The following is a 23,107-nucleotide window of genomic DNA, read 5'->3' on the forward strand; positions in this document are numbered from 1 at the left end:
ACTCGTCGACGGCGCCCTGGAGGCGTCGTGAGGGTGTGCGGGGCCGGACGGGCTGCGCTTCGCGCGGGTGGTGGCCACCGTTTCTGGGTGGCGGTCCGGGACTTCTCAGCTACCCGCCGCTCGAAGGTGGAAACGCGCGATGGGAACCATCCCGGCCGGAACCCGGTGGGAGCGGCGGTGTCACCAGAGCGGGAAGCCCGACCGGAGCAGCGGGGAACGCTCGGCGAGCGCGGGGAAGTCCGGGTGGTCCTCGTACGCGGCGGCCAGCAGGCACAGCACGCGCCCGAGCTCGGCGAGCCGCGGCGCGAGGAGCTCGTCCCCGGTCGCGGCGAGCCGGAGCCAGGTCCGGGCCACCTCGTGACGGCCCCGGGCGTGGCGGACGGCGCGGGCAGCACGGTCGTCGGGGGCGGCCGGGTCGGCCGCCAGCCGGTCGAGCTCGTCGGCCGCGCGCTCGAGCAGGAACCGGGCCACGTCTGCCGTCACGGGGGAACCGCCTCGGGGTGCTGTCCGCGGGCAGCACGGACGTCCTCGAGCCTCGGTGTTGGACCCGCCGGGCAGGCTAGCGGACCCCGCTGAGGGGTCGCGCCGACCCGTCCAGGGGTCAGCCGGTGACGGCGGGGGCGGCGTCCTCCGCGGGGGCCAGGGCTCGACGGTGACCCCACGCGGCGGGCAGCCGGTGCACGTGGTGGCGGGCCAGCAGCCGGTGCGCCAGCGCGGCGGCGATCAGGCAGGCCGCGAGCACCGGGGCGCCCGGGGTGAGCACGGCGGCGGTGAGGGCGAGGGCGAGCAGGACGGTGAACGGGGCGGACCGGGCCAGGGTCGGGGACACGGGGACCTCCTCCGGATCGGGGTGGGTGGAGCGGGTGGGGCGCCGGTGCCCGCCGCCGGGGACGGCGGGCACCGGCAGCGGGACTACGTGAGCGCGTCCTTGGCCTTCTGCAGCAAGCCCTGCATGGGAACCGGCGGGGTGCCGTAGAGCCGCGGGTCGCCCGGCGGGAGGATCGGGGCGTCGGCGTGGGCCGCGATCGGCGCCGACGTCAGCACGTTGTCCGTGCCGTCCAGCGCCGGGCCGTTGGCCCACCGGCCGGCGGCGGCGTCGGGGCCGTCGGAGGCGTCGATGAACGTGTAGGCGAACTCGGGCAGCTCCTCCTCCAGCGGGAAGGCCTCGGGCACCGGGACGCCGTCCAGGCCGTCGCTCTTGAGCTCCTCCATGGCGGCCAGCCACTGCTGCTGGTGCATGTGGTCGCGGGTGAGCAGGAAGCGCAGCAGGTCCTTGACGCCCGGGTCGTCGGTCATGTTCCACAGCCGGGCCACCTGCAGCCGGCCCTGCATCTCCGCCGTCGCGTTGTAGGAGAAGTCGGCGTAGAGGTTCCCGCTGGCGGTCACGTAGGCGCCCGTCCACGGGTTGCCCATGCTGTCCATGTAGGAGGCGCCCGAGCCGTTGGCGATGAGGTGCTGCGGGTTGTGCTGGCCGTAGCCGGCGGCCGCCTCCTTGGTGCGGTCGGCGGCGTCGGGTTTGAGCGGCGCGTGGTCGAGCAGCCGGTCGATCATCGTCACGATCATCTCGACGTGGGCGAGCTCCTCGGTGCCGATCGCCAGCAGCATGTCCTTGTACTTGCCGGGCAGCCGGCAGTTCCAGCCCTGCAGCAGGTACTGGGTGGCGACGGTCATCTCGCCCCACTGGCCGCCGAGGACCTCCTGCATCTTGCGGGCGAAGTCCGGGTCGGGACCGTCGGGCTTGGCCTCGAACTGCAGTGCGTGGGTGTGGGTGAACACGGTGTCTCCTGGTTCGTGTCGGCGGTTCCGGCGAGCACCGCGTCCGCGGTCTCACCCCCTCACTCCCCACCCCCGGTGGCCCGCCCGGGCCCTCCGGTGGCCCCCCGGTGCCGGGTTCAGCGGTCGGGCAGGTCGACCACCACGGACAGGCCCGCGGGCCCGCGCCGGCAGGTCACCCGGCCGCCGAGCTCGGTGGCCTGACGGCGCACCGACCACAGGCCCAACCCGGTCAGGTCCGCCGGCGGCTCCTGGGCCCGCAGGTGCTCCACCACCCGGTCGGGGACGCCGGCCTGGGTGACCTCCAGCGACGCCCACCCGCGGCGGGCCCCCACCACGAGCCGCACCGCCCGCCCCTGGCCGTGCCGGTGGGCGTTCTCCAGCAGGTTGGTGAGGATCCGCTGCACCCGGGCGTCGGCGACCGGCACGTCACCGGCGCCGGGCTCCACGGCGACCCGGACCTGGTCGCCGGGCAGGCCGGACGCCGCCAGGCTCGCCCGGACGACGTCGGCCAGCGATCGCGGCCAGCCGGTCGCCGGGAGCGCTCCCCCGGTCGCCGAGGCGGTGCGCAGCATGGAGACCAGGCAGTCGGCCTGCGCCCGGGCCAGGTCGGCGACCTCGCCGGCGTCGTCCCCGGCGGCGTCCAGGTGGGCCAGCAGGGCCCGCAGGGAGGCCAGCGGCGTCCCCATGTCGTGGCACAGCGCGCGCACCAGGGCGTCGTCGTCACGCACCGGCGCCGGGTCGGGACGGCGTCGGAACACGCGCGCCACCCGGGCCAGCGGGGAGCGCGGCACGCCGGTGGTGGTGTCGGCGGCGATGGTCACGGGCACTGCCTCCCCGACGACCGCGGCCAGTCCCGCCGCACCCCGTCCGCACCCCCTGGAGACGCGTGAGCCTCCCCGAGCCCTCCGCCCCGACCGCTGCTCCGGTCGACGTGGTGGTGGTCGACGACCACCCGCTGTTCAGCCGGGGCCTCGCGGTGCTGCTGCCCCCCGTCAGCCGCGGCCGGGTCCGCGTGGTCGGCAGCACCGACGACGCCTCGGCCGCGGCCGCCCTGGTCCGCCGGGAGCGGGCCGACCTGGCCCTGGTGGACCTGGGCATGCCCCCACCGGGCGGGCTGCGGGCGATCGCGGCGATCCGGCGCGCCGAGCCCAACGTGCGGGTCGTCGCCCTGTCCGGCACCGCCGACGAGGACGAGCAGCTGGAGGCGCTGCGGGCCGGGGCGGAGGCCTTCCTGCCCAAGAGCAGCGAGCCCGAGACGCTGGTTCCGCCGCTGCTGGCGCTGCTGGAGGGCTGGTCCGTCGTCCCGGCGGCGCTGCTGCGCAGGCTGCTCGCCGACGCCGCGCCCCGGGAGGACCGTGGCGTGCTGGGCCAGCTGTCCGCCGACGACCGCCGGCTGTGGCGTCTGGTCGCGGCCGGGACGCCGACGATGGAGATCGCCACCACCCTGCACGTGTCGGAGCGGACGGCGAAGCGGCTGGTGGCCGGCCTGCTGCGTCAGCTGAGGGTCTCCAGCCGCACCGAGGCGGCGGCGCTGGCGGGTCGGCTGGGGTTGACGGCGGAGGGCTGAGCGCACGGGTTCCTCACGGGGTCAGGCCCCGGCGGTGTCCCCGTGCTGGGGACCCGGCGCCCTGGCCCGAGTCCACGCGCGCGGGCGGCCAGCCGCCACCGGGGCGGCGGGATTGGCCCGCGCGGGCCAGGGACGGCCCGACCGGGCCGGTGGCCCGGGCAGGACAGGAGCGTCCGCCCGTCCGCGAGCCACCCCCGGGGGTCCCCGTGTTCCTGTCCCGCGTCGAGGCCGCCACCCTGCCCCCGCTCGCTCCCCCACCCCGCCGGGCCCGGCTGTGGCCGATGCTCGGGCCGGCCTTCGTCGCCGCCATCGCCTACGTCGACCCGGGCAACGTGGCCACCAACGCCACCGCCGGCGCCTCGTTCGGCTACACCCTGCTGTGGGTGGTGGTGGCGGCCAACGTGCTCGCGGTGCTGGTGCAGACCCTCACCGCGAAGCTGGGCCTGGCCACCGGGCGGGACCTCGCCACGCTGTGCCGGCTGACCCTGCCCAAGCCGGTGACCCGCGGGCTGTGGGTGCAGGCCGAGGTGGTCGCGATCGCCACCGACCTGGCCGAGATCGTCGGGGGTGCGGTCGCGCTCAACCTGCTCTTCGGGGTGCCGCTGCCGGTGGGCGGCGTGCTCACCGCCGTCGTCGCGTCCGCCCTGCTGGGCCTGCAGCGCGGCGGCCACCGGCCCTTCGAACGGGCGGTCACCGGCTGCCTGCTCGTCATCGCCGCCGGCTTCGGCTACACGATGGTCGACGCCGGGGTCGACCCCGCGGGCGTGGTCGCCGGCCTGGCCCCGACCCCGCTGTCCGGGGACGCCGCCGTGCTCGCCGTCGGCATCCTGGGCGCCACGGTGATGCCGCACGTGGTCTACGTGCACTCCGCGCTCACCCCCGGCCGCTACGGCGACGCCGTCACCGCCGGTCGCACGCGGGAGGGACGGGGCCGGCTGCTGCGGGCCCAGCGGCTGGACGTGCTGCTGGCGATGGTGCTGGCCGGGGTGGTCAACGCGGTGCTGCTCGTCGTCGCCGCCGGGCTGTTCTCCGGAGAGGGCGAGCAGACCCTGGAGAGCGTGCACGCCGGCCTGGGCGAGCGCTCCGGGCAGGGCGCGGCGATCGCCTTCGCGGTCGCGCTGCTGGCCTCCGGGTTCGCCGCCTCCTCGGTCGGCACCCACGCCGGACAGGTGGTGATGGCCGGGTTCCTCCGCCGGCGGATCCCGGTGCTGCTGCGCCGCACGATCACCGTCGCCCCCGCCGTCGGACTGCTGGTGGTCGGGGCCGACCCCACCACCGCGCTCGTCTGGTCCCAGGTCGTGCTCAGCTTCGGCATCCCGTTCGCCCTGGTCCCGCTGGTCTGGCTGACCGCCCGCCGCTCGGTCATGGGGGCGTGGGTGAACCGGCCGGTGACGACGCTGGCCGCCGGCGTCGTCGCACTCGCCGTCACCGCGCTCAACGCGTGGCTGGTGGTCGACGTCCTGCTCTGAGCGGGTGCAGGGGCCGCGCACCCGGGGCACCCTGGAGGACGTGACCCAGCCCAGCCTGTTCGACGAGCTGGACGCCGCCGAGGCCCGCGCGGCCGAGACCCCGGTGCGGCACCGGCTGCTGCAGGTGCGCCGGGTCTACGCCGAGCCCGCCGCGGCCGCCTCTCCTCGCGGCCGCCAGGTGCTGGCCCGCTTCCCCGACGCCGAGGTGGTCGAGGTCGCGAGCCACTGGGGCGTGCCCGAGCTGCACGGCAACGCCGGCAACGTGGACCGCTGGGTGCGGGTGAAGAGCGAGACGCTGGTGCTCGGGGTGAAGAAGTCGATCGCCACCCGGGAGAACGGCCGCTCGGCGAACTGGATCGCCCCCTCCACGGCCAACGGCTGCGCGATGGCCTGCGCCTACTGCTACGTCCCGCGGCGCAAGGGCTACGCCAACCCGATCACCGTGTTCACCAACATCGACCAGATCACCGCCCACCTGCGCCGGCACGTGGCGAAGCTGGGCCCCAAGCCCGAGCCCGACCAGTGCGACCCGCACGCCTGGGTCTACGACATCGGCGAGAACGGCGACTGCTCGGTGGACGCCGTGGTCAGCGACAACGTGGCCGACCTGGTCGCCACCTTCGCCGACCTGCCCACCGCCAAGGCCTCCTTCGCCACCAAGTGGGTCAACCGGCAGCTGCTGGAACTGGACCCGCGCGGGCGCACCAGGATCCGGTTCTCCGTGATGCCTGACGACGACGCCCGCCTCCTGGACGTGCGCACCAGCCGGGTCGCCGAGCGGATCGCCGCCGCCGACGACTTCGTGGCCGCCGGGTACGAGGTGCACCTGAACCTGTCCCCGGTGGTGCTGCGCCCGGGCTGGGAGGCCGACTGGACGGCGCTGCTGCAGCAGCTCTCCGACGTCCTGTCCCCCGCCACCCGCGCCCAGGCCGCGGCGGAGGTCGTCCTGCTGACGCACAACGAGGCGCTGCACGAGGTGAACCTGGGCTGGCACCCGCAGGCCGAGCAGCTGCTGTGGCGCCCGGACCTGCAGGAGGCCAAGACCTCGCAGAACGGCCAGGCGAACGTCCGCTACCGGGCCGACGTCAAGCGGGCCGCCGTCGACCGGCTGCGTGCGCTGATCAGGGCGCACGCCCCGTGGCTGACGGTCCGTTACGCGTTCTGAGCCACCTCAGACCGGGTCCCCCTGCAGCACCCGCTCGGGGTCGAGCCGCCCCGCCGAGACGGCGGCCGCGACGTCGTCCACCGTCTCGTCCCGACCGAAGGCGTAGGCGCGCAGCCGGGACAGCGCGGTGTCGGAGTCCGTGTCCCCCCGGGTGGCCAGCAGACCGATCACCTGCCAGACGGAGAGCCGGTCCGAGACCCCCGGCGACCGGTCACCCCCGCCGAAGGCCGCCGCCAACCCGACCTGGGTGACCAGCGCGTCGGCGACCAGCGAGGCCAGCGAGACGACGTCGAACACGTCGAGCGCCCGCAACCCGGAGGGGTCGTCGAGGTAGAGGTCCAGGGAGGCGAACGGATCGCCCCGGTCGAAGAGGGGCAGCGAGGCCACCGCCCGGTACGGGGTCCGGGTGACCAGCGCGTCGACGAAGGCCGGCCAGCGCTTCCCGGCGTCCTCCTCGTCGCTGAAGACCGGCTGGCCCAGGCGGGAGGAGGTCAGGCACGGCCCGTCCCCGGCGGTGAACTGCAGCCGCTCGGCCAGCGCCGCGGTGGGGTCCGAGGCGCCGACCGGGAGCCGGCCGACCGGCTCGTCCTGGGCCAGCGTGATCCCGGCGCCCTGCACGGGCAGCGCCCGGACGGCGGCCCGGGCCAGCCGGGTGGGGAGCGAGGCGGGGTCGGGGTCGGCGGCGGACTCCCGGGCGAGCGCGGAGGCGAAGTCGTCGACGGCGCTCACCGGCGGCCCCCGTCCCGTCCGTCGTCACCGCGGCTGTCGGCGCCGTCGTCGCGGTCGCTGTCCCGGTTCTCCTCCCGGCCCTCGCCGGTGACCTCGGCGACCAGCTCGCGGGCGATGTCCCGGAGCTTGCGGTTGGCGTCCTGCGAGCGCCGGGCGAGGGTCTCGAAGGCCTCGGCGGAGGAGATGCCCGCGCGGCCCATGAGGATGCCCTTGGCCTGCTCGATCACCGCCCGGGAACGCATCGCCTCCTGCAGGTTCTCCACGGTGCGCCGGGTGCTGTCGTAGGCGTGCATGTTGCTGATCACCACCGCGGCCCGCCCGACGATGCCTCGAGCCTGCGCCTCGGCTGCGGCGTCGAAGGCGTGCGGCTGCGTCGCGTAGCAGTTGAGCGCGGCCTGCAGGTCGTGCTGGAACGGGATGGGCGTGGACAGCGAGGCCAGCGCGCCCTGCCGGAGAGCCAGCGGGGTGAACCGCCCCCACCGCTCCTCGGTGGCCATGTCCGCGATCGCGACCACCTCGCCGCTGGCGGCGGCGGACAGGCACGGCCCGTACTCCAGGCCGAACTGGGTCTCGTCCAGCTCGAAGGCCAGCAACCCGGTCCAGGCCGCCGACGTCGGTCGGCCACGCTCGACGACGGTCACCGAGGCCTCGGCGACGCCGGGGATGGCGTGCTTGGCCTGGGTGGCGACCTGTTGCAGCACCGACTGCATGGTCTCCCGGGCCAGGTCGACGTCGTCGAACGCGGACCGGTCGGGTCCGTCGGGTGGGGTCGTCATGAGGGGGCTCCTGAGCTCAGGGCTCACGGCTCACGCCATCCGGGCCGGCACGACTGCCGCCCCAGGGCTGGACGCCCCCCTGTTGGACGCTCGGTCCGACGAGCGGACGCGCTCACCCTACCGGTGCCCGGACGACCTGCACGGCGGCCCCGCGGTGTCCCACCAGCCTCCCCAGCACCACCCGTCCCGGGTCGACGGGGGGCCCGGTGCGCCTGCCCTGGACGGCCCGCTGGGCTCCCTAGTCTCGCGACACACGCCCCGCTGGACCGGCCGCCGTCGCCCGCTCCGCACGCCCGAGCCGCCTGACCGGAGAACGCCATGATCCGACTGAAGAAGTCCCCCGCCGCCCGCACCGACGTCGCCGTCACCTTCGCCCTGGAGGAGCAGGCCGTCCCCGGCCCGGTCTCCGTCGTCGGTGACTTCAACGGCTGGACGCCGGGCACCCACGTGCTGAAGAAGCGCTCCAACGGCACCCGCAGCGTCGTCGTCACCCTGCCGGCCGGTGAGCCCGTCCGCTTCCGCTACCTCGCCGACGGCGGCGTGTGGCTGGACGACCCGCAGGCCCACGCGCACGACGAGCAGGGTTCACTGCTGCACCTGTGACACCCGGTCGCCGGGCCCTCGGGTGAGGGTCCGGCGACGGTCCGCAGTGGCCGCGCCGCCCTGGCCTCGACGCGCGGCGCGGCGCACACTCCCGGTCTCCCCGGGCTCCGAGACTCCGGGGACCCGCTGCACACACCGGCGGCCGGACGACGGGGGTCGCCATGAACGAGGCCATCTGGGCAGCACTGGGCGTCGCCCTCTCGGTGGGCCTGCGGCTGGGCTACCACCTCGGCGTCGAGGACGGCGCGAAGCGCGCCGCCAAGGGCTCGAAGCGCACCGTCCGGGGCCGCTGACCCGCACCCCAGGACACGTGGCACGCTGCCCTCCCGTGACCCTCGCTCCTCTCGTGCTGGCCGCCGCGAACGGCGCCGAGACGGCGGGCCTGGTCATCGGGCAGCTGCTCGGGCTGCTCATCGCCGTCGTGCTGGTGGTGCTCGGCGTCCGCGCCCGGCGCCGGCCGACCCTGGGCAACCGGGTGGGCGGGCTGGTGCTCATCGTGCTGGGCGGCCTGATGCTGCTGGGCGGGCTGGCCTCGCTCACCGACGCCGCCACCTGAACCGACCGGGCCCCCGTGACCTGGTGGTCACGGGGGCCCGGTCGGACAGGGGTCTCAGGCCGCCGTGGCGGCCTGCTCCCACTCGCGCTGCATGGCCCGGCGCACCTTGGGCTTGGCCGTCGTCAGCTGGACCAGCTTGGCGACCTGCTGCGGGGCGTTCTTCGGCGTCGTCGCAGCCATCCAGCCGTTGGGCAGGGAGAGCCGGAAGACCTTGTGCCAGGCGCTGCCGACCTGCCGGGGCAACGAGGCGGTGTGGTACCGCAGCCCGTACTCGTCGAAGATCGCGCGGACCTTCGGGGCGATCTCGGCGTACCGGTTGCTCGGCAGGTCCGGGAAGAGGTGGTGCTCGACCTGGTGCGACAGGTTGCCGGTCATGACGTGCATGGCCTTGGAGCCGGAGATGTTCGCCGAGCCCAGCATCTGGCGCAGGTACCACTCACCGCGGGTCTCGCCCTCGATGGAGGTCTTCTCGTAGGTCTCGACGCCCTCGGGGAAGTGCCCGCACATGATCACCGAGTGCGACCACACGTTGCGCACCACGTTGGCCACGAAGTTCGCGGTCAGGGTGGGCAGGAACGAGGGGCCCGACAGCAGCGGGTGCACCACGTAGTCCTTGGTGGCCTGCTTGCGGATCTTGCGCAGCACGGCCTTGCCCCGGGCCCGGAAGCCCGGGTCGGCGCGCCGCTCGGGGGTGGCCAGGTTCTTGCCCAGCTCCAGGTCGTAGGCGGCGATGCCGTACTCGAAGAAGCACGCGTTGACGAAGTTCCACAGCGGCTGCAGCAGGTACAGCGGGATCCACTTCTGGTCCTCGTCGACCCGCATGATCCCGTAGCCGAGGTCGTTGTCCTTGCCGATCACGTTCGTGTACGTGTGGTGCAGCTCGTTGTGCGAGTGCTTCCACTGCTCGGCCGGGCTGGCCATGTCCCACTCCCACGTCGTGGAGTGGATCTTCGGGTCGCGCATCCAGTCCCACTGGCCGTGCAGGATGTTGTGCCCGATCTCCATGTTCTCCAGGATCTTGGCGACCGAGAGGCCCGCCGTCCCGACGAACCAGGCGGGGGGGAACTTCGAGAGCAGCAGCACGGCGCGCGAGGCCAGCTCGATCTTGCGCTGGACGTCGATGACCTTGCGGATGTAGGCGGCGTCCGCGGCGCCGCGGCTGTCCGCGACCTCCTGGCGGATCGCGTCGAGCCGGCGGCCGATGTCCTCCACGTCCTGGGCGGACAGGTGCGCGACGGGGTTCTCGGACTTCTTCTGCAGCGCGGTCATGCGGGTCTCCTCAGCGTCGGGGGGTCGAGAGGTGGGGTGTCAGTGGTCGATGTCGCACGGCCCGGCGGCGGCGCTCACGCAGGTCTGCACGAGCACCCCGTCCCCGGGGGCGGCGGTGGTGAGCTCGCCGTTGCGCAGGTCGCGGACGGCGCCCTCGCGCAGCGGGAGCACGCAGCCGTAGCAGATGCCCATCCGGCAGCCGCTGGGCATGAGCACCCCGGCGGCCTCGGCGGCGTCCAGGATCGGGGTGGCGCCGTCGGCCTCCACGGTGGTGCCGGTCTTCCCGAAGGTGACCGTGCCGCCCTCGCCGGTGACCAGCACGCGGGGCCGGAAGCGCTCGGTGACCAGGCGCTCGGCGATGCCCTCGGCGGCCCAGTGCTCCTCCAGCGCCTCGAGCATGCCGACCGGGCCGCAGGCCCAGGTGGTGCGCTCGGCCAGGTCGGGCACCAGCTCGGCGAGCTCGGCGGGCTTGAGCAGACCGTCGGTCCCGGTGTGCCGCTCGACCAGCCGCAGGCCGCCGGCGGCGGCCAGCTCGCGCAGCTCGGCACCGAACACGACGTCCTCGCGGCGGGGTGCGGAGTGCACCAGGACGACGTCACCCAGCTCGTCGAGGTGGTTGCGCAGCATGCCCATCACCGGGGTGATGCCCGAGCCGGCGGTGACGAACAGGGCCTTCTCGGGCCGCTCCTGCGGCAGGGTGAAGTCCCCGGTGGCCCGGTCCAGCTGGACCACGGTGCCCGGGCGCATCTCGCGCACCAGGTGGTTGCTGACGACGCCGTCCGGGATGGCCTTGACGGTGACCGTGAGGCAGCCGTCGGTGCGGGTGCGGTCACTGGTGACCGAGTAGGCGCGCCACTGGCGGACGCCGTCGACGTCGACCCCGAGGCGGACGTACTGGCCGGGGGTGTGCTCGCGCCAGCCCCGGCCGGGCCGGATGACCAGGGTGGCGGCATCGGCGGTCTCGGGCCGGATCTCCACGACCCGTCCGCGCAGGTCGGCACCGGACCGCAGCGGGGCGAAGACGTCGAGGTAGTCGGTGGGCAGCAGCGGGGTGGTCGCCGCCTCCACCAGGCTCAGCACCCGGTCCCCGAGACGGGCGCGCAGACCGGGTCGGCGAGGCACGGATGTCGTCATGGGCCCATCCTGCCCGCTCCCGGGTACGAACACCTGTGCCAAGCTGGTGAATCGGAGGGTGCTTTTCACACCCTGCGAACAACTCCTGCCAGAAACCGCAGCTGAGAGGCCCCGTCGTGGCAGCACCGACCGACCCCACACCCCGGACGTTGCCGATGCACGTCGCCCGGGCCATCCGCAACGACCTGCCGGCGGTCGCGGAGGCGACGGTGGCGGCGATCGTGGTGTCGGTGCCCAGTTACGCCGACGCCTATGCCGACACGATGGGCGCCACCATCGAGAACGCCGTCCAGCTGGCACTCGGCGGGTTCCTGGAGCTGGCCACCACCCGGGGCGCGGCCGCGGCGGACACCCCCATCCAGCCCGCCCTGGACGGCGCCTACGCCCTGGGTCGCGGCGAGGCGCGCGGCGGCCGGTCCCTGGACGCGCTGCTGGGCGCCTACCGGGTGGGTGCCCGGGTGGCCTGGCGGCACCTGGCCGCCACCGCCGTGGGCAGCGGGCTGACCGCCGAGCAGCTGGCCCGGTTCGCCGAGCTGGTCTTCGCCTACATCGACGCGCTGTCCGCGGCCAGCGTCGCCGGGCACGCCGACGAGCGCACCGCCAGCGGCCGGGTCCGCCAGCGGGTGCTGGAGCGGCTGGGCCAGCGGCTGCTCGCCGGCGGCACCGTCGAGGAGCTGACCGCCGCGGCGGCACGGGCCGACTGGACTCCCCCCGGCACCCTCACCGCCGTGCTGCTGCCGGCCTCCCGGGTGCGCGGTGCGCTGGCGCTGCTGGACGGGCAGACCCTGCAGCCGGTGGACGACGACCTGTCGGTGCTGCTGGTGCCCGACGGCGAGGGCCCGGGCCGCGCGGCCCTGCTGCGCGCGCTGGAGGGCCGGGAGGCCGTCGTCGGACCGCCCCGGCCGTGGTGGGACGTCGCCGCCTCGCACGCCCGCGCCGCCCGCGCCCTGGAGCTCGGCTTCACCGCACCCGGGACGGCGGCGTTGGACACCCAGCAGCGGCTGGCCGAGTTGGTGCTCCGCGCCGACGACGACGCCCTCGCCGACCTGCGTGCCCAGGTGCTGAGCCCGCTGGACGACCTGCCCGAGGGCGCCCGGGAGAAGCTCACCGAGACGCTGCGGTCCTGGCTGCTGCACCAGGGCCGCCGGGCCGACGTCGCCGCCGCCCTCTTCGTGCACCCGCAGACCGTGCGCTACCGGATGGGCCAGTTGCGCGAGCTCTACGGCGACCGCCTGGAGGACCCCCGCACCGTCCTCGAGCTCACCCTCGCCCTCGCCTGAGGCCGCAGCTCCCCGCGTCGATCGGGGTGGTCACTGCAGGGGCAGGCCGGTGACGACGCGGGCGGCGGTGCGGCCGGCACGGCGCCAGTCGGCGGGCGTGCCGTCGCGGACGGCGAGGGCGGGGCGGTCGGCGGGCAGCTGGGCGTGGTGCACGGCCACCGCACCGTCGGCGGACACCCCGACGCCCACCGAGAGCCGGGAGTCCCGGGCCGCGGCGTGCCCGAGTGCGACGGCGGCACCGTCGGGGACCCGCTGCAGCCGCAGCGGGACACCCTCCTCCTCGGCCCCGGCGGACACCTCGCGCAGCACGGCGGACGGTGCACCCGGCGCGTGGTGCAGCACCACCGCCGGCGGCTCGACCCGGTCCTCGCGGCGGGGGCTCACCCGCCCAGGCCGTTCGCGTACGCCGCGACCAGCCCGGAGGCGACGGCGTTGCGCGGACCCTGGTCACCGAGCACGTTCCCGGTGCCGCAGACGACGCCGAACCCGGCGAGGGCGTCGGCGATCAGGTCGGGGATCTCGAAGTCCAGCGCCGAGCCCCCCAGCAGCACCACGAAGTCCAGCCGGCGCAGATCGCCGTCGGGGGCGACCTGGCGCAGCGCGCGCAGCGTGTTGACCACGAACACCCGCTGCTTGGCCTCCCGCCGCACCCGCCGGACGGCGTCCAGCGAGCGTCGGGTGGCCAACGGCACCGGCCCGTCGGGGGTGAGGACGACGACCCGGGCGAACACGTGCGAGGGCAGCGGCTCGTCGAAGAACTGCACCGTGCCGTCCTCGTGCCGGACGTGGAAGAAGCTCTCCACCTTGGCCAGCGGCCAGCGCTTGACCCACTCGGCGACCTCCCGGTCGTCCAGGGCCAGCTCGGAGTCGACCAGCCGCGTGACCAGCTCCCCGGCACCGGCGACGTGCACCGCGGTGCAGACGCCGTCGGCGGACAGCGAGGCGGCGTCGGTGGACCCGCCGCCCAGGTCGACCACGACCACCGGCACCTGCACCCCGGGGGTGGTGAGCGCGCCGAGCACGGCCATCTCGCCCTCGACGCCCCCGATGGTGGCCTCGGTGGCGAGCTCGGCGGCGACCCGGGCGGCGACGGCCTGCATCCGGCTGCGGCTGGTGCGCACCATGGCGGCCAGGCCCACCGCGTTCTCCAGGGCGATCTCCCCGGCCAACCCGCCGCGCACCTCGGCCGGCACGAAGGTGTCCACGGCCAGCACGTCCCGGATGGCGATGTCCCCGGGGGCCTCCCCGGACCCGTCGGCCATCGTGTCGGCCATCGTGTCGCGCACCGCGGCGAGCATCCCGCCCACGTGGGTGCCGGGCTCGCCGTGGGCGTCGCGCAAGGGCTGCACCCGGGCGAGCGCGGCCATGATCGCCTCGGCGCCGGCGTCCACGTCGACCTTGACCGTGCGGGTCTCGCCGCGCAGCTCCAGCACCCCGACGGGGATGCGCCGGTCGGTGACGTCGCCCGAGGGCGTGCGGACGACGACGGCCGAGCGGTTGCCGGTCAGCGCCCGGGCCACCGGGGACACCTGCCGGGTCTGGTCGGGGTCCAGGTCGAAGACGGTGGCGATGCCGTAGGTGTTGGACAGCGTGCGGATGGTCCGGCCCGGTGCCGCGACCTCCACGGCGGCCCGCATGCCCAGCGGCACCTTCTCCACCGCCGACACCTCGTCGACCACCGGGACCGGCGTGTGCAGCCGGTTGGTGACCAGCACGGCGTCGTCCCCGGCGAGGACGGCGGCCACGACCTCCACCCCACGGGCGACGGCGTCGTTGAGCGCACCGGCGACGTCGTCGAAGTCCCACCCCGCCGGGACGACGACGACCGCGGGTTCCCCCACCGGGTGCTCGGGCAGGTCCAGCACCGACACGGTGACCCCGACGCCCAGGCCCTCGCCGCCCGGGGTGGCCGGGTTGTGCCCGATCATCGTGGACTCGGTGATGACGGTCTCGGTGATCGTCTCCATCGCCAGGCCGCTGATCACCGGGGTGGCCTCGTTGAGCAGCACCCGGTCCAGCTCGTCCGGGCGCCGGCCGACGTCGGCGAGCACCCGGCGCACCGCGGTGAGCGCGCCCTCGGTGGAGGCCGGGGTGCCCTTGACCCCGGTGGTCCGGGTGAGCGCGGTGCCCAGGTGGGTCACCGCGCCGCCCGGACCGACCAGGGCCAGGCAGGCCTCGGTGGTGGAGTTGCCGATGTCGACGCCGACGACGAGCCGGTCGCTCACCCCGCGGCGCGCTCGATGGTCACCTCGAGCTCGACCGGGCCGGCGTCGGCCCGGATGCACTCGAACTCCTTGAGGTGCAGCAGCGCGGCCTTGGCCTGCCAGCGGGGGCGGGCCATCTGGTCGTTGCGGGTGGGCACCGGCTGCGGGGACTCCCCCTTGGCGTACTGGGCGGCGTTGGAGCCGATGGCCCGGAACACCGGGGCGTCCAGCAGCGGGGACTGCGGGAAGAGCTCCAGGTTGGACAGCCGGGGCAGGTCCTTCTGGTGGATCATCGTCGTCCCGCGGGACAGCAGGCCCACCGAGACGCCGGACCCGGACAGCCGGGCGGCGATGTGCGCGATCGCGGCCAGGTCAGCGGTGTTCCAGACCCGGACGACGCGCACCCCCACGCCCTGCTCCTCGATGCCGGCCATCAGCTGGCGGAGCACCTCGGCGTGCGGCACCCCGACGATGGTCTGGGTGAACGGGTCACCGAAGGCCGGGGACACCGCGACGAGCACCTCGTCGGGCCGGGTGCCGCGGGTGGCCGGGCCGGTCTCGCGCAGGGTGAGCGTGCGCTCGGCCGGTGCGTCCAGGGTCGTCATCTCAGTCCACCTCGGTCTCGGGGTTGGTGGCGGAGGTGACGTGCCGGAGCTTCTTGAGCTCCTCCCACCGCTCACCCTGCAGCCGGTAGCCGGTGCCCGGGCCGGCGTAGTCGTTGGCGTCGTTGATCGCCGACAGCGGGGTGAAGTCGGCGGTGAGGACCGCCGCGGTCTGCAGCAGGTCCCCCGAGACCCGCTGCCGCAGCACGGTGAGCAGGTTCTCGGCGACGTCGTGGAAGCCGGTGGCCTCCAGCCCGCGGACCAGGTCCAGGCCGGTGACCCCGCGGTCCATGACCTGCTGGGCACCGGTGAGGTCGGCCAGCACGTCGCGGAAGGGGTAGTCGTTGGAGCTGTTGGCGTAGGTGGCCGCCTCGACCTCCTCGTCGGTGATGCGCGGCAGCTCCAGGTACTCGAAGAGCGCCTGCAGCACGCGGGCGGCCTTGGCCCGAACGGCGACGATCTCGGCCTCCCGCACGTGCCGCAGGCCGCCGTCGACCTGGAGGTCGCGCTGGATGGTGTTCCAGTCGTCGTAGTCGTCGGTGTCGAAGTTCGACCCGGCGAACATGTTGTCCGAGTTGGGCACCGCCGAGTAGCCGGAGCAGACGAAGTCGGTGCCGGGCAGCAGCTGGGGCAGCATCCGCGCGGTCCGGCGCATCGCCGAGTGGGAGAAGGACTGGTCGTTCCCGGACGCACACTCCAGGTCCATCATCGAGGCGACCAGGTTCTCCGCGGCCACCGCGCGGATGCCGCCGGGCACCGCACCCGGGACGCCGATGCAGCTGATCGAGCCGTTCTGCAGGCCCTGCACCCCGGCGCCCTTGGCCATGAGGATGCAGCGGATCTCCAGGTACAGCATCGAGCGGCCCTCGGCGTTGCCCATCTGCACCTCGGAGCCGGTGCCCGAGGTGAACCGCATCTTGATGCCACGGGAGGCGTAGGCCGAGGCCAGGAAGGTCTTGGACCACGGGGTGTCGTCGCCGTCGACGAAGACCGACTCGGTGCCGTAGATGGAGATCGTCTCGGCGTAGGCGGTGATCCCGCGCATGCCCAGCTCCAGCTCGGTGGCCTCCTCCAGCGCGCACTGGGTCAGCACTCCCCCGCGCCCGACCTGGCCGCCGACCTGCAGCGCGATCGCCACCAGCGGGGCGTACCGGACGACGCCCAGGGTGGTCTCCAGCTCGGCGAACCCGCGCAGCGCGCCCTCCGCGGCGTCCACGGCGACCTGCAGCGGGTTGTCCCGGGCGCTGGTGGAGTGCGCCTGGTTGGCCGGGGTGCGGCGGGCCCGCATCTTCTGCATCCCCTGCATGATCTCCACGACGTTCATCAGCTTGACGACGTCGAGCACCTTGGCCGGGGTGAGCCCGCGGGTCACCGCGATGACCTCGGAGCGGGAGACACCGGGGTCGATGAGCATCCGGGCGATCTGCACCGAGGGCAGCGCCATCGACGCCTCGGTCGTCGCCACGTCGATCGCGTGGTCGGCGATGAAGCTGTCCATGAAGTCGAAGTCGGCCCGCTCGCGGCCGTCGAGCTCGACGATGCGGCCGTCCTCGACGCGCACGCTGGGCTGCGGGTCGAAGTCGCTCTCCATCGCGACCAGGCCCTTCTCGGGCCACTCCTCGACGAACCCGTCCAGGTTGACCGGACGGGCCTCGAGCACCTCGGTGCGCAGCGAGTGGCGGGGCTCCTCGGCGCGCAGCGGCTGGACGGCGGTCACGCGGGGCTCCCGGTGGTCTCGTCGGCGGCTGTCTCGTCGGCGGCGACGGCAGGGGTGACGGCGTCCGGGCTGGTGGCGGCGGTCGCGGCGTCCTCGGGGTCGTCGTCGGCCAGCAGCCGGCGGCGGCCGTAGACCTCGGCGGCCTCGCGGACCAGCGCGGCGGACACCGGGGCGCCGTGGGTCTGCTCCAGCCTGTCGGCCATCGCGGTGAGCTGGGCCGCGGTGGAGGCCCGCGGGCGCAGCGCGTTGTACATCGACAGCACCTCGGCGTCGGGGATCGCGGTCATCTCCGCGGCCCGGCGGAAGTTCGCGGCCAGCTGGGTGCGGCCGCTGGCGTCCGCCAGCTGGGCCTGCAGCTCCAGGGTCTCCGGGGCGATCCGCAGGTCCTCGGCGGTGAGCTCGCCGGAGACGACGGCGTCCATGGTCAGCGCGGTGACCGGCTTGCCGGTGGGGGTGCGCAGCAGCTCGGGGCGGTTGATCGACAGGGGGTAGTCGGCGACGGTCAACGTGGGTGGTGCGGGGGTGCTCATGCGGGGGTGCTCCTGGGGTCGACGACGTCCTGGGCGCGGTCCGGTGGGTCCTGCGCGGCACTGTGACAGCCGCCACGTTGCCTGTTCGTTGCGTCGGCGGGGGGTCTGGTCTGCGGGGCGCGGAGGGGTTCTGATGTGCCGCATGAGCGCACCCCTGAGCCACGCCGACGCCCGCGTCGTCCTCGACGCCGGCCTCGCCCACGCCACCGAGATCGGCCAGCCGATGAACGTCGCGGTCGTCGATGCCGGCGGGCACCTGGTCGCCTTCGCCCGGATGGACGGCGCGATCCGGGCCAGCATCGACATCGCCACCCGCAAGGCCGTCACCTCGGTGCTGATGGAGCTGCCCACCGCTGCGCTGATGCCGTTGGTCCAGCCCGGCGCGGAGCTCTACGGCCTGGAGCAGACCGCCGGCGGGATGGTCGCCTTCGGCGGCGGCATCCCGCTCACCCGGGACGGCGTGCTGGTCGGGGCGGTCGGGGTGAGCGCCGGGTCGGTCGAGCAGGACGTGTCGGTCGCCGAGGCCGCCGTGGCCGCACTGCCGGGCTGACCCGCAGGTCAGCGCCGTACACCACCGACGGGTCACCCGGCCGGCCGTCGTCCACGGCCGGGCGCCCCGTCCACCGGTGCGCGTGGGCGCTTGCCGGGGCACCCCTCGCCCCCGATGATCGGGACGGGCGTCGGGGTGACTGGCGCCACGTCGAGGTCAGGAGGCGACCGTGGCGCGTGGACGGGTGCGCCGGGTCGCCGACGACTCCGGCACCGACCCCGCGGCGCACGCCCGGGAGCTGACCGGCGTCTTCGACGCGGTGCTGTCCGGCGACGAGCACGGTCCGGTGCCGCGGCCCGTGGTGTCGGCGTCCTGGCAGCGGAGCCTGGCGGCGCACGTCGACCCGGAGCACCGCACGCCGCCGGTGGTCTACGACGAGCACGAGCTGCCCGGTGTGCGGGACGCGCACCCGCTGGCCGAGGTGCTGCCGCTGCTGCGCAACACCCTGGCCAGCATCGCCGACGAGGCCATGCACGTGATGCTGGTGACCGACGCCGCGGGCAACGTGCTGTGGCGCGACGGCGCGGCCAAGCTGCTGGTCCAGGCCGACAGCGTGGGCCTGTTCCCGGGCACCAACTGGAGCGAGGCCGCCATCGGCACCAACGCGATGGGCACCACGCTGGCCGTCGACGCCCCGGTGCAGATCCACTCCGCCGAGCACCTGGTGCGCACCTACCACTCGTGGACCTGCGTGGCCGCCCCCGTGCACGACCCGGACACCGGCGCGATCCTCGGCGCCGTCGACGTCAGCGGGCCGCTGCACACCGTGCACCCGGCCCTGGTGCAGCTGGTGTCGGCGACCGCGCAGCTGGCCGAGCACCATCTCCGGGTCCAGCTGGCCATCGCCGACGAGCGGCTGCGGATGGAGAACATGGGCCACCTGCTCCGGCTGGGCCCGGCCGCGGGAGCGCTGGTGACGCGGTCCGGGCGGCTGCTGGCCGGGCAGCCCTTCGGCTGGTGGCCCGAGCGGGTCTCGCTGCCCGCCGACCCCGACCGGCTGACCCTGGCCAACGGCGCCGAGGTGGTCGCCGAGCCACTGACCGGGGGCTGGCTGCTGCGCTCTCCCGCCCGGTCGGTCCGGCTGGCCCCGGCCGTGCCCTCGCTGTCGCTGCGCTTTCTGGGCGACCACCCGCGGGCCCGGCTCGACGACCGCCCGCTGGCCCTCACCCTGCGCCCGGCCGAGGTGCTCACCGCCCTCGCCGTGCACCCCGACGGGCTGACCGGGGAGCAGCTGGCCCTGCTGCTCTACGGGGACCGCGGGAACCAGACCACCGTGCGCGGCGAGGTGCACCGGCTGCGCCAGCTGATCGGCGCCGACCTGCTGCGCACCCGGCCCTACCGGCTGGCCGCCACCGTCGACAGCGACGTCGTCACCGCGCGGCGGGCCCTGAGCGAGGGGCGGGTGGCCGATGCGCTCAGCGCCTCCCCCGGCCTGCTGCTGCCCCGCTCGGAGGCCCCGCTGGTGCGCGACCTGCGCGAGGAGCTGGCCGGCGGCCTCCGCCGCGCCGTCCTCGACGGTGGGGACGTCGACCTGCTGCACCGGCTGGCCGGCGGGGTGGGCGCCGACGACCTCACCGTGCACGACCGGCTGCTGGAGCTGCTGCCGGCCGGTGACGCCCGGCGCGGGCCGGTCCAGGTGCACCGGGACCGGCTGCTGGCCTGAGCCCCCGCCCGGCGCCGTCCGGGCACGGGCTGCGACGATCCGCCGGTGCTGCGCGAGGGTCGGGGGGACCTCCCCCGGGAGGTCTGGGTACTGGCCGTGGTGGCCTTCGTCGTCGCCCTCGGGTTCGGGGTCGTGGCCCCCGCCATCCCGCTCTTCGCCCGCTCCTTCGGCGTGGGGACGACGGCCGTGGGGCTCGCGGTCAGCGCCTTCTCCGCGGCCCGGTTCGCCTCGGCGTTCGGCGGCGGGGCGCTGGTGGAGCGCCTGGGCGAGCGACTGGTGCTCAGCACCGGACTGGCGGTGGTCGCGGTGTCGACCGGGCTGGCGGGCCTGGCCACCAGCTTCCCGGTCTTCCTGACCCTGCGGGCGCTGGGCGGGGTGGGCAGCGCGATGTTCACCGTCGCCGCGCTGTCGCTGCTGCTGCGGGTCGCCCCGCCCACCCACCGCGGCCGGGCCGCGGCCACCTACCAGGGCGGGTTCATCCTGGGCGGCATCGCCGGACCGGCGGCCGGTGGGCTGCTGGCCGAGCTCTCACCCCGGTTGCCGTTCTTCCTCTACGCCGGGTTCCTGCTCGTCGCCGGGCTGGTCGGGCTGTCCCAGCTGCGGGTCCCCTCGGGCCCGGTCGACCCCGACCTGGTCGCCGCCCCCGACGTGCCCGCCGCCCAGCCGCTGGCCGTGCGGGCGGCGCTGGCCCAGCCGGCCTACGTCGCGGCGCTGGCGGCGAACTTCGGGGTGGGCTGGATGCTCTTCGGCGTCCGCAACTCCCTGGTCCCGCTGTACGTCACCGAGGAGCTGGGCCGGACCGTCGCCTGGGCCGGCGCCGGCCTGCTGGTCGGGTCGCTGGCCCAGGCGCTGGGCCTGCTGCGCTCGGGCCGGCTGGTCGACGGCTGGGGGCGCCGGCCCTCGCTGCTGCTGGGCGCGGGCCTGGCCACCGCCTCGGTGGCGGTGCTGGCCGGGCCGGCGTCCACCCCGGCGTTCCTGGTGTCGATGACGGTGTTCGGGCTGTCGGCGTCCCTGCTGGCCAGCACCCCGGCGGCGCTGGTCGCCGACGTCAGCCCGGCCCGCGGCGGCCGGGTGGTCGCGGTGTTCCAGATGGCCGCGGACCTGGGCGGCATCATCGGGCCGCTGGCCGCCGGGGCGCTCACCGACGCGGCCTCCTTCCAGGTCGCGTTCGCCGTCACCACGGGGGTGCTGGCGCTCGGCCTGGTCGCGGGACTGCGGATCCCGCGGACCAGGCCGGGCGGTCAGGGGTAGAGCAGCCGGTTGACGCGCACCAGGAAGTCCGGCCCGCGGTCCGCGGACGGGTCGCCCATCAGCTCGCCGATGACCGCCATGGCCAGATCGCGCCGGCGCGGCGACCGGGCCGGGTCGGCCGCGGCGAGGGCGGCGGGCAGCTCGGCGAGGGTGAGGTCGGTGCAGTAGGCCGGGGCGCCGGGCTGCTGCCGCCAGGAGTCGGCGAGCGGGCCGGCGTCGAAGGCGTCGAACCCGGTCTGCTCGACCAGCAGCCGGCCCAGCGCGCGGTCGGCGTCGTCGTCGTCGGCGGACACCGGCAGCGCGATCCGGTCCGGGGCGCCGGCGGGTCGTGCCAGGCCGGCGAAGGAGCCGGCGACGATCGAGTTCCAGGCCTTGACGACCGGGCGGCCCAGCTGTTCGGACACCCACAGGCTCTCGACCTGACCCCCGTCCAGGGCAGCGATCTGCCCGTCCCGCACCGGGTAGTAGTTCGAGGTGTCGAGCAGCACGGCGTCCGCGGCCAGCCGGTCGACGACGGGCCGGACGCCGGGGATCGCCGACAGCGGGATCGAGACGACCAGCGCCTCGACGTCGGTGGCGACGTCGTCGGCGTGCACCGGGCGGCCACCGGCGTCGGTGACCTGCGCCGGGAAGGTCTCCGGGCCGCGGGAGTTGGCGACGCGGACGTCGTGGCCTGCGGCGGTCAGGCGTGCGGTGAGCGTGGCGCCGATGGCGCCGACGCCCAGGATGCCGATCTTCACGTGGGTGGTCCTCTCAGGTGGTGGTGGTGGTGGTGGTGGGTGACGTGCCCACGAACAGGACGCCGAGCACGGCGACGAACGCCAGGACGCCGGCGGTGGTGAAGGCGCTCTGGGCGGCGGCGACGGCCTGGTCGGTGCTCAGGTCGCCGGCGTCGGTGGCACCGGAGCCGATCGTGTAGGCGGAGACGAGCACCGCTCCGCCGGCGGCGCCGGCCAGCTGCTGGACGGTGGTGAAGGCCGCGGTGCCGTGCGGGTACAGGTCGGCGGGCAGCGAGGACAGCGCGCTGGTGGTCATCGGGGCCCACATCAGGGCCTGGGAGGCGTTGAGCACCAGGTAGGCCAGCAGCAGGGCGAGTGCGCTGGTGCCCTCGTCGACGGTGCTGAAGAACCACAGCGTGGCCGTCCACACCAGCGAGCCGGGGATCGCCAGCGGGCGTGGCCCGACGCGGTCGTAGACCCGCCCGCCGAGGGCGGAGACGATCGCGATCGCGGCACCGCCGGGGACGAGGAAGAGCCCGATGGCCAGGGTGCTGAGCCCGGTGACCTCGGTGAGCAGCAGCGGCAGCACGATCAGCGAGCCGAACCCGTTGAGGGCGATGACGACCATGACCACGAGCGGGATGCTGAAGCCCCGGCTGCGGAAGACGCGCACGTCCAGGAACGCCCCGGGTCCGCGTTGCAGGACCACCTGGCGGCGGACGAACGCGGCCAGGCCGAGCAGTCCCACTCCGACGGGCAGGTACGGCGGGACGAGGGTGTGCCCGGACACCGACTCACCGATCGAGGCCAGCCCGTAGACCAGCGCCCCGAACCCGACCGCCGACAGCAGCATGGACGGCACGTCGAGGGTCACCGGCTCCGGGGTGGTGGTGTTGCGCAGCTTCCAGGCACCCAGCACGGGGGCGAGCAGCGCGACCGGCAGCACCAGCAGGAACAGCCACCGCCAGCTCAGCGCCGACAGCACCAGCCCGGACACCGCCGGCCCGACGGCGGGGGGCCACGGCCGGGACCGCGGTCACCACGGCCATCATCTGGCCGCGCCGGGACTCGGGTACCAGCCGCATCGTGGTGGTCATCAGCAGCGGGACGAACACGGCGGTCCCGGCGGCCTGCACGATGCGCCCGGCGAGCAGCACCTCGAAGCCCGGGGCGACCGCGGCGATCGCGGTGCCCACCAGGAACAGGCTCATCGAGGCCAGGAAGACCGTCCGCAGGTGGAACCGGCGCATGAGGAAGCCGGTCGCCGGGATCAGCACCGCCAGGGTCAGCAGGTAGCCGGTGGTCAGCCACTGACCGGTGGTCGGGGTGATGCCCAGGTCGGTGATCAGGGTCGGGAGCGCGACGCCCAGCAGCATCTCGTTGAGCAGGACGATGAACGCCGACACCATCAGGATGCCGATCACCAGGCCGCTGCCCGGGGCCAGCCGGTCCGCGGCGGGCCGTCGTGCGGTGGTGCCGGCGACCGGTGCGGCGGTCGTGTCGTGGGCGGTCATGCGCGTGGTCCTCGGGGTGTGGGGTGTGGGTGG

25 protein-coding genes and 1 pseudogene are annotated in these 23,107 nt (G+C 75.0%); 10 read left to right on the plus strand and 16 right to left on the minus strand.

Features of this window, described 5'->3' with window-relative positions; genetic code table 11:
• Nucleotides 1-180: 180 nt before the first annotated feature.
• The 4 genes from ASG41_RS19115 to ASG41_RS19130 form a co-directional block, all read right to left on the minus strand.
• Nucleotides 181-483, minus strand: a complete 303-nt coding sequence (locus tag ASG41_RS19115) for a hypothetical protein (RefSeq protein ID WP_157519535.1) — start codon at nt 481-483, stop codon at nt 181-183.
• Nucleotides 484-601: 118 nt separating this feature from the next.
• Nucleotides 602-829, minus strand: coding sequence for a hypothetical protein (locus ASG41_RS19120; protein WP_157519536.1), 228 nt, complete (start codon nt 827-829; stop codon nt 602-604).
• 83 nt (nt 830-912) lie between these two features.
• On the minus strand, nt 913-1,776 hold the full coding sequence (locus ASG41_RS19125) for a manganese catalase family protein (protein ID WP_056298935.1): 864 nt from the start codon (nt 1,774-1,776) through the stop codon (nt 913-915).
• Nucleotides 1,777-1,892: 116 nt separating this feature from the next.
• Nucleotides 1,893-2,597 carry a sensor histidine kinase KdpD gene (locus tag ASG41_RS19130; RefSeq protein ID WP_056299147.1) on the minus strand — a complete coding sequence of 235 codons (705 nt, stop codon included), beginning with the start codon at nt 2,595-2,597 and terminating at the stop codon, nt 1,893-1,895.
• A 65-nt stretch (nt 2,598-2,662) separates the two neighbouring features.
• Between ASG41_RS19130 and ASG41_RS19135 the strand changes: the two genes are divergently transcribed.
• From ASG41_RS19135 to ASG41_RS19145, 3 genes are all read left to right on the plus strand, one after another.
• Complete coding sequence (locus tag ASG41_RS19135; RefSeq protein WP_056298938.1) at nt 2,663-3,343, plus strand: response regulator transcription factor; 681 nt, start codon at nt 2,663-2,665, stop codon at nt 3,341-3,343.
• Between the two features lie 206 nt (nt 3,344-3,549).
• Nucleotides 3,550-4,812, plus strand: a complete 1,263-nt coding sequence (locus ASG41_RS19140) for an Nramp family divalent metal transporter (protein WP_056298939.1) — start codon at nt 3,550-3,552, stop codon at nt 4,810-4,812.
• 40 nt (nt 4,813-4,852) lie between these two features.
• Nucleotides 4,853-5,977 (plus strand): spore photoproduct lyase family protein, encoded by a 1,125-nt coding sequence (locus tag ASG41_RS19145; RefSeq protein WP_056299150.1) that lies wholly within the window; start codon nt 4,853-4,855, stop codon nt 5,975-5,977.
• A gap of 6 nt (nt 5,978-5,983) precedes the next feature.
• Here ASG41_RS19145 and ASG41_RS19150 read toward each other — a convergent pair whose 3' ends face one another.
• Together ASG41_RS19150 and ASG41_RS19155 are read right to left on the minus strand one after the other, a co-directional pair.
• On the minus strand, nt 5,984-6,706 hold the full coding sequence (locus ASG41_RS19150; protein WP_056298942.1) for a GAF domain-containing protein: 723 nt from the start codon (nt 6,704-6,706) through the stop codon (nt 5,984-5,986).
• Nucleotides 6,703-7,482 carry an ANTAR domain-containing response regulator gene (locus ASG41_RS19155; protein WP_056298945.1) on the minus strand — a complete coding sequence of 260 codons (780 nt, stop codon included), beginning with the start codon at nt 7,480-7,482 and terminating at the stop codon, nt 6,703-6,705. The genes ASG41_RS19150 and ASG41_RS19155 overlap by 4 nt, the downstream gene beginning before the upstream one ends.
• Before the next feature lie 318 nt (nt 7,483-7,800).
• On the opposite strand from ASG41_RS19155, the gene ASG41_RS19160 reads away from it, so the two are divergent.
• The 3 genes from ASG41_RS19160 (at nt 7,801) to ASG41_RS19165 (ending at nt 8,641) form a co-directional block, all read left to right on the plus strand.
• Nucleotides 7,801-8,085: an isoamylase early set domain-containing protein gene (locus ASG41_RS19160; protein WP_056298950.1), complete on the plus strand. Its 285-nt coding sequence runs from the start codon at nt 7,801-7,803 to the stop codon at nt 8,083-8,085.
• Nucleotides 8,086-8,246: 161 nt separating this feature from the next.
• Nucleotides 8,247-8,378: a hypothetical protein gene (locus tag ASG41_RS25125; RefSeq protein ID WP_255353005.1), complete on the plus strand. Its 132-nt coding sequence runs from the start codon at nt 8,247-8,249 to the stop codon at nt 8,376-8,378.
• A 35-nt stretch (nt 8,379-8,413) separates the two neighbouring features.
• Nucleotides 8,414-8,641 carry a hypothetical protein gene (locus ASG41_RS19165; protein WP_157519538.1) on the plus strand — a complete coding sequence of 76 codons (228 nt, stop codon included), beginning with the start codon at nt 8,414-8,416 and terminating at the stop codon, nt 8,639-8,641.
• A gap of 54 nt (nt 8,642-8,695) precedes the next feature.
• Here the strand turns inward: ASG41_RS19165 and ASG41_RS19170 are convergent, their stop codons facing one another.
• Nucleotides 8,696-9,910: an acyl-CoA desaturase gene (locus ASG41_RS19170; RefSeq protein ID WP_056298954.1), complete on the minus strand. Its 1,215-nt coding sequence runs from the start codon at nt 9,908-9,910 to the stop codon at nt 8,696-8,698.
• Nucleotides 9,911-9,949: 39 nt separating this feature from the next.
• Nucleotides 9,950-11,044: a ferredoxin reductase gene (locus ASG41_RS19175; RefSeq protein WP_056298960.1), complete on the minus strand. Its 1,095-nt coding sequence runs from the start codon at nt 11,042-11,044 to the stop codon at nt 9,950-9,952.
• A gap of 116 nt (nt 11,045-11,160) precedes the next feature.
• Between ASG41_RS19175 and ASG41_RS19180 the strand changes: the two genes are divergently transcribed.
• A complete protein-coding gene (locus tag ASG41_RS19180) occupies nt 11,161-12,324 on the plus strand; it encodes a CdaR family transcriptional regulator (RefSeq protein ID WP_235564921.1) in 1,164 nt (387 codons plus the stop codon).
• Between the two features lie 30 nt (nt 12,325-12,354).
• On the opposite strand, the gene ASG41_RS19185 is transcribed toward ASG41_RS19180, so the two are convergent.
• From ASG41_RS19185 to ASG41_RS19205, 5 genes are read right to left on the minus strand one after another with little or no spacing between them, the layout of a single operon-like run.
• Entirely contained in the window at nt 12,355-12,708 is a 354-nt protein-coding gene (locus tag ASG41_RS19185) for a glycerol dehydratase reactivase beta/small subunit family protein (protein WP_082557119.1), read from the minus strand.
• Complete coding sequence (locus ASG41_RS19190) at nt 12,705-14,549, minus strand: diol dehydratase reactivase subunit alpha (protein ID WP_056298967.1); 1,845 nt, start codon at nt 14,547-14,549, stop codon at nt 12,705-12,707. Before ASG41_RS19190 ends, ASG41_RS19185 begins: the two co-directional genes overlap by 4 nt.
• On the minus strand, nt 14,546-15,133 hold the full coding sequence (locus ASG41_RS19195; protein WP_056298970.1) for a propanediol/glycerol family dehydratase medium subunit: 588 nt from the start codon (nt 15,131-15,133) through the stop codon (nt 14,546-14,548). The genes ASG41_RS19190 and ASG41_RS19195 overlap by 4 nt, the downstream gene beginning before the upstream one ends.
• A 1-nt stretch (nt 15,134) precedes the next feature.
• Nucleotides 15,135-16,847: a propanediol/glycerol family dehydratase large subunit gene (locus tag ASG41_RS19200; RefSeq protein ID WP_056298976.1), complete on the minus strand. Its 1,713-nt coding sequence runs from the start codon at nt 16,845-16,847 to the stop codon at nt 15,135-15,137.
• The gene (locus ASG41_RS19205; protein WP_082557120.1) at nt 16,844-17,377 is read right to left on the minus strand and encodes a diol dehydratase small subunit; all 534 of its coding nucleotides are present in this window, start codon (nt 17,375-17,377) and stop codon (nt 16,844-16,846) included. The genes ASG41_RS19200 and ASG41_RS19205 overlap by 4 nt, the downstream gene beginning before the upstream one ends.
• A 142-nt stretch (nt 17,378-17,519) precedes the next feature.
• On the opposite strand from ASG41_RS19205, the gene ASG41_RS19210 reads away from it, so the two are divergent.
• The 3 genes from ASG41_RS19210 (at nt 17,520) to ASG41_RS19220 (ending at nt 20,841) form a co-directional block, all read left to right on the plus strand.
• Complete coding sequence (locus ASG41_RS19210) at nt 17,520-17,927, plus strand: heme-binding protein (RefSeq protein WP_056298987.1); 408 nt, start codon at nt 17,520-17,522, stop codon at nt 17,925-17,927.
• A gap of 169 nt (nt 17,928-18,096) precedes the next feature.
• Nucleotides 18,097-19,590, plus strand: a complete 1,494-nt coding sequence (locus ASG41_RS19215; protein WP_056298989.1) for a GAF domain-containing protein — start codon at nt 18,097-18,099, stop codon at nt 19,588-19,590.
• A gap of 45 nt (nt 19,591-19,635) precedes the next feature.
• The gene (locus ASG41_RS19220) at nt 19,636-20,841 is read left to right on the plus strand and encodes an MFS transporter (protein WP_056298993.1); all 1,206 of its coding nucleotides are present in this window, start codon (nt 19,636-19,638) and stop codon (nt 20,839-20,841) included.
• Here ASG41_RS19220 and ASG41_RS19225 read toward each other — a convergent pair.
• From ASG41_RS19225 to ASG41_RS25130, 3 genes and pseudogenes are all read right to left on the minus strand, one after another.
• Nucleotides 20,832-21,581: an NADPH-dependent F420 reductase gene (locus ASG41_RS19225; RefSeq protein WP_056298996.1), complete on the minus strand. Its 750-nt coding sequence runs from the start codon at nt 21,579-21,581 to the stop codon at nt 20,832-20,834. The genes ASG41_RS19220 and ASG41_RS19225 overlap by 10 nt on opposite strands.
• A 13-nt stretch (nt 21,582-21,594) precedes the next feature.
• Nucleotides 21,595-22,545, minus strand: a complete 951-nt coding sequence (locus ASG41_RS19230) for an MFS transporter (RefSeq protein WP_162245586.1) — start codon at nt 22,543-22,545, stop codon at nt 21,595-21,597.
• 55 nt (nt 22,546-22,600) lie between these two features.
• A pseudogene (locus ASG41_RS25130) lies at nt 22,601-23,074 on the minus strand (MFS transporter); the annotation flags it as partial.
• Nucleotides 23,075-23,107 lie beyond the last annotated feature (33 nt).

This window comes from Modestobacter sp. Leaf380, from assembly GCF_001424485.1.
Taxonomy (GTDB): domain Bacteria; phylum Actinomycetota; class Actinomycetes; order Mycobacteriales; family Geodermatophilaceae; genus Klenkia.

Coding starts and splice junctions, on each gene's coding strand:
- ASG41_RS19155 (WP_056298945.1), bottom strand. CDS start 7,482: ATGACGACCCCACCCGACGGACCCGACCGGTCCGCGTTCGACGACGTC.
- ASG41_RS19160 (WP_056298950.1), top strand. CDS start 7,801: ATGATCCGACTGAAGAAGTCCCCCGCCGCCCGCACCGACGTCGCCGTC.
- ASG41_RS25125 (WP_255353005.1), top strand. CDS start 8,247: ATGAACGAGGCCATCTGGGCAGCACTGGGCGTCGCCCTCTCGGTGGGC.
- ASG41_RS19170 (WP_056298954.1), bottom strand. CDS start 9,910: ATGACCGCGCTGCAGAAGAAGTCCGAGAACCCCGTCGCGCACCTGTCC.
- ASG41_RS19175 (WP_056298960.1), bottom strand. CDS start 11,044: ATGACGACATCCGTGCCTCGCCGACCCGGTCTGCGCGCCCGTCTCGGG.
- ASG41_RS19195 (WP_056298970.1), bottom strand. CDS start 15,133: ATGACGACCCTGGACGCACCGGCCGAGCGCACGCTCACCCTGCGCGAG.
- ASG41_RS19205 (WP_082557120.1), bottom strand. CDS start 17,377: ATGAGCACCCCCGCACCACCCACGTTGACCGTCGCCGACTACCCCCTG.
- ASG41_RS19210 (WP_056298987.1), top strand. CDS start 17,520: ATGAGCGCACCCCTGAGCCACGCCGACGCCCGCGTCGTCCTCGACGCC.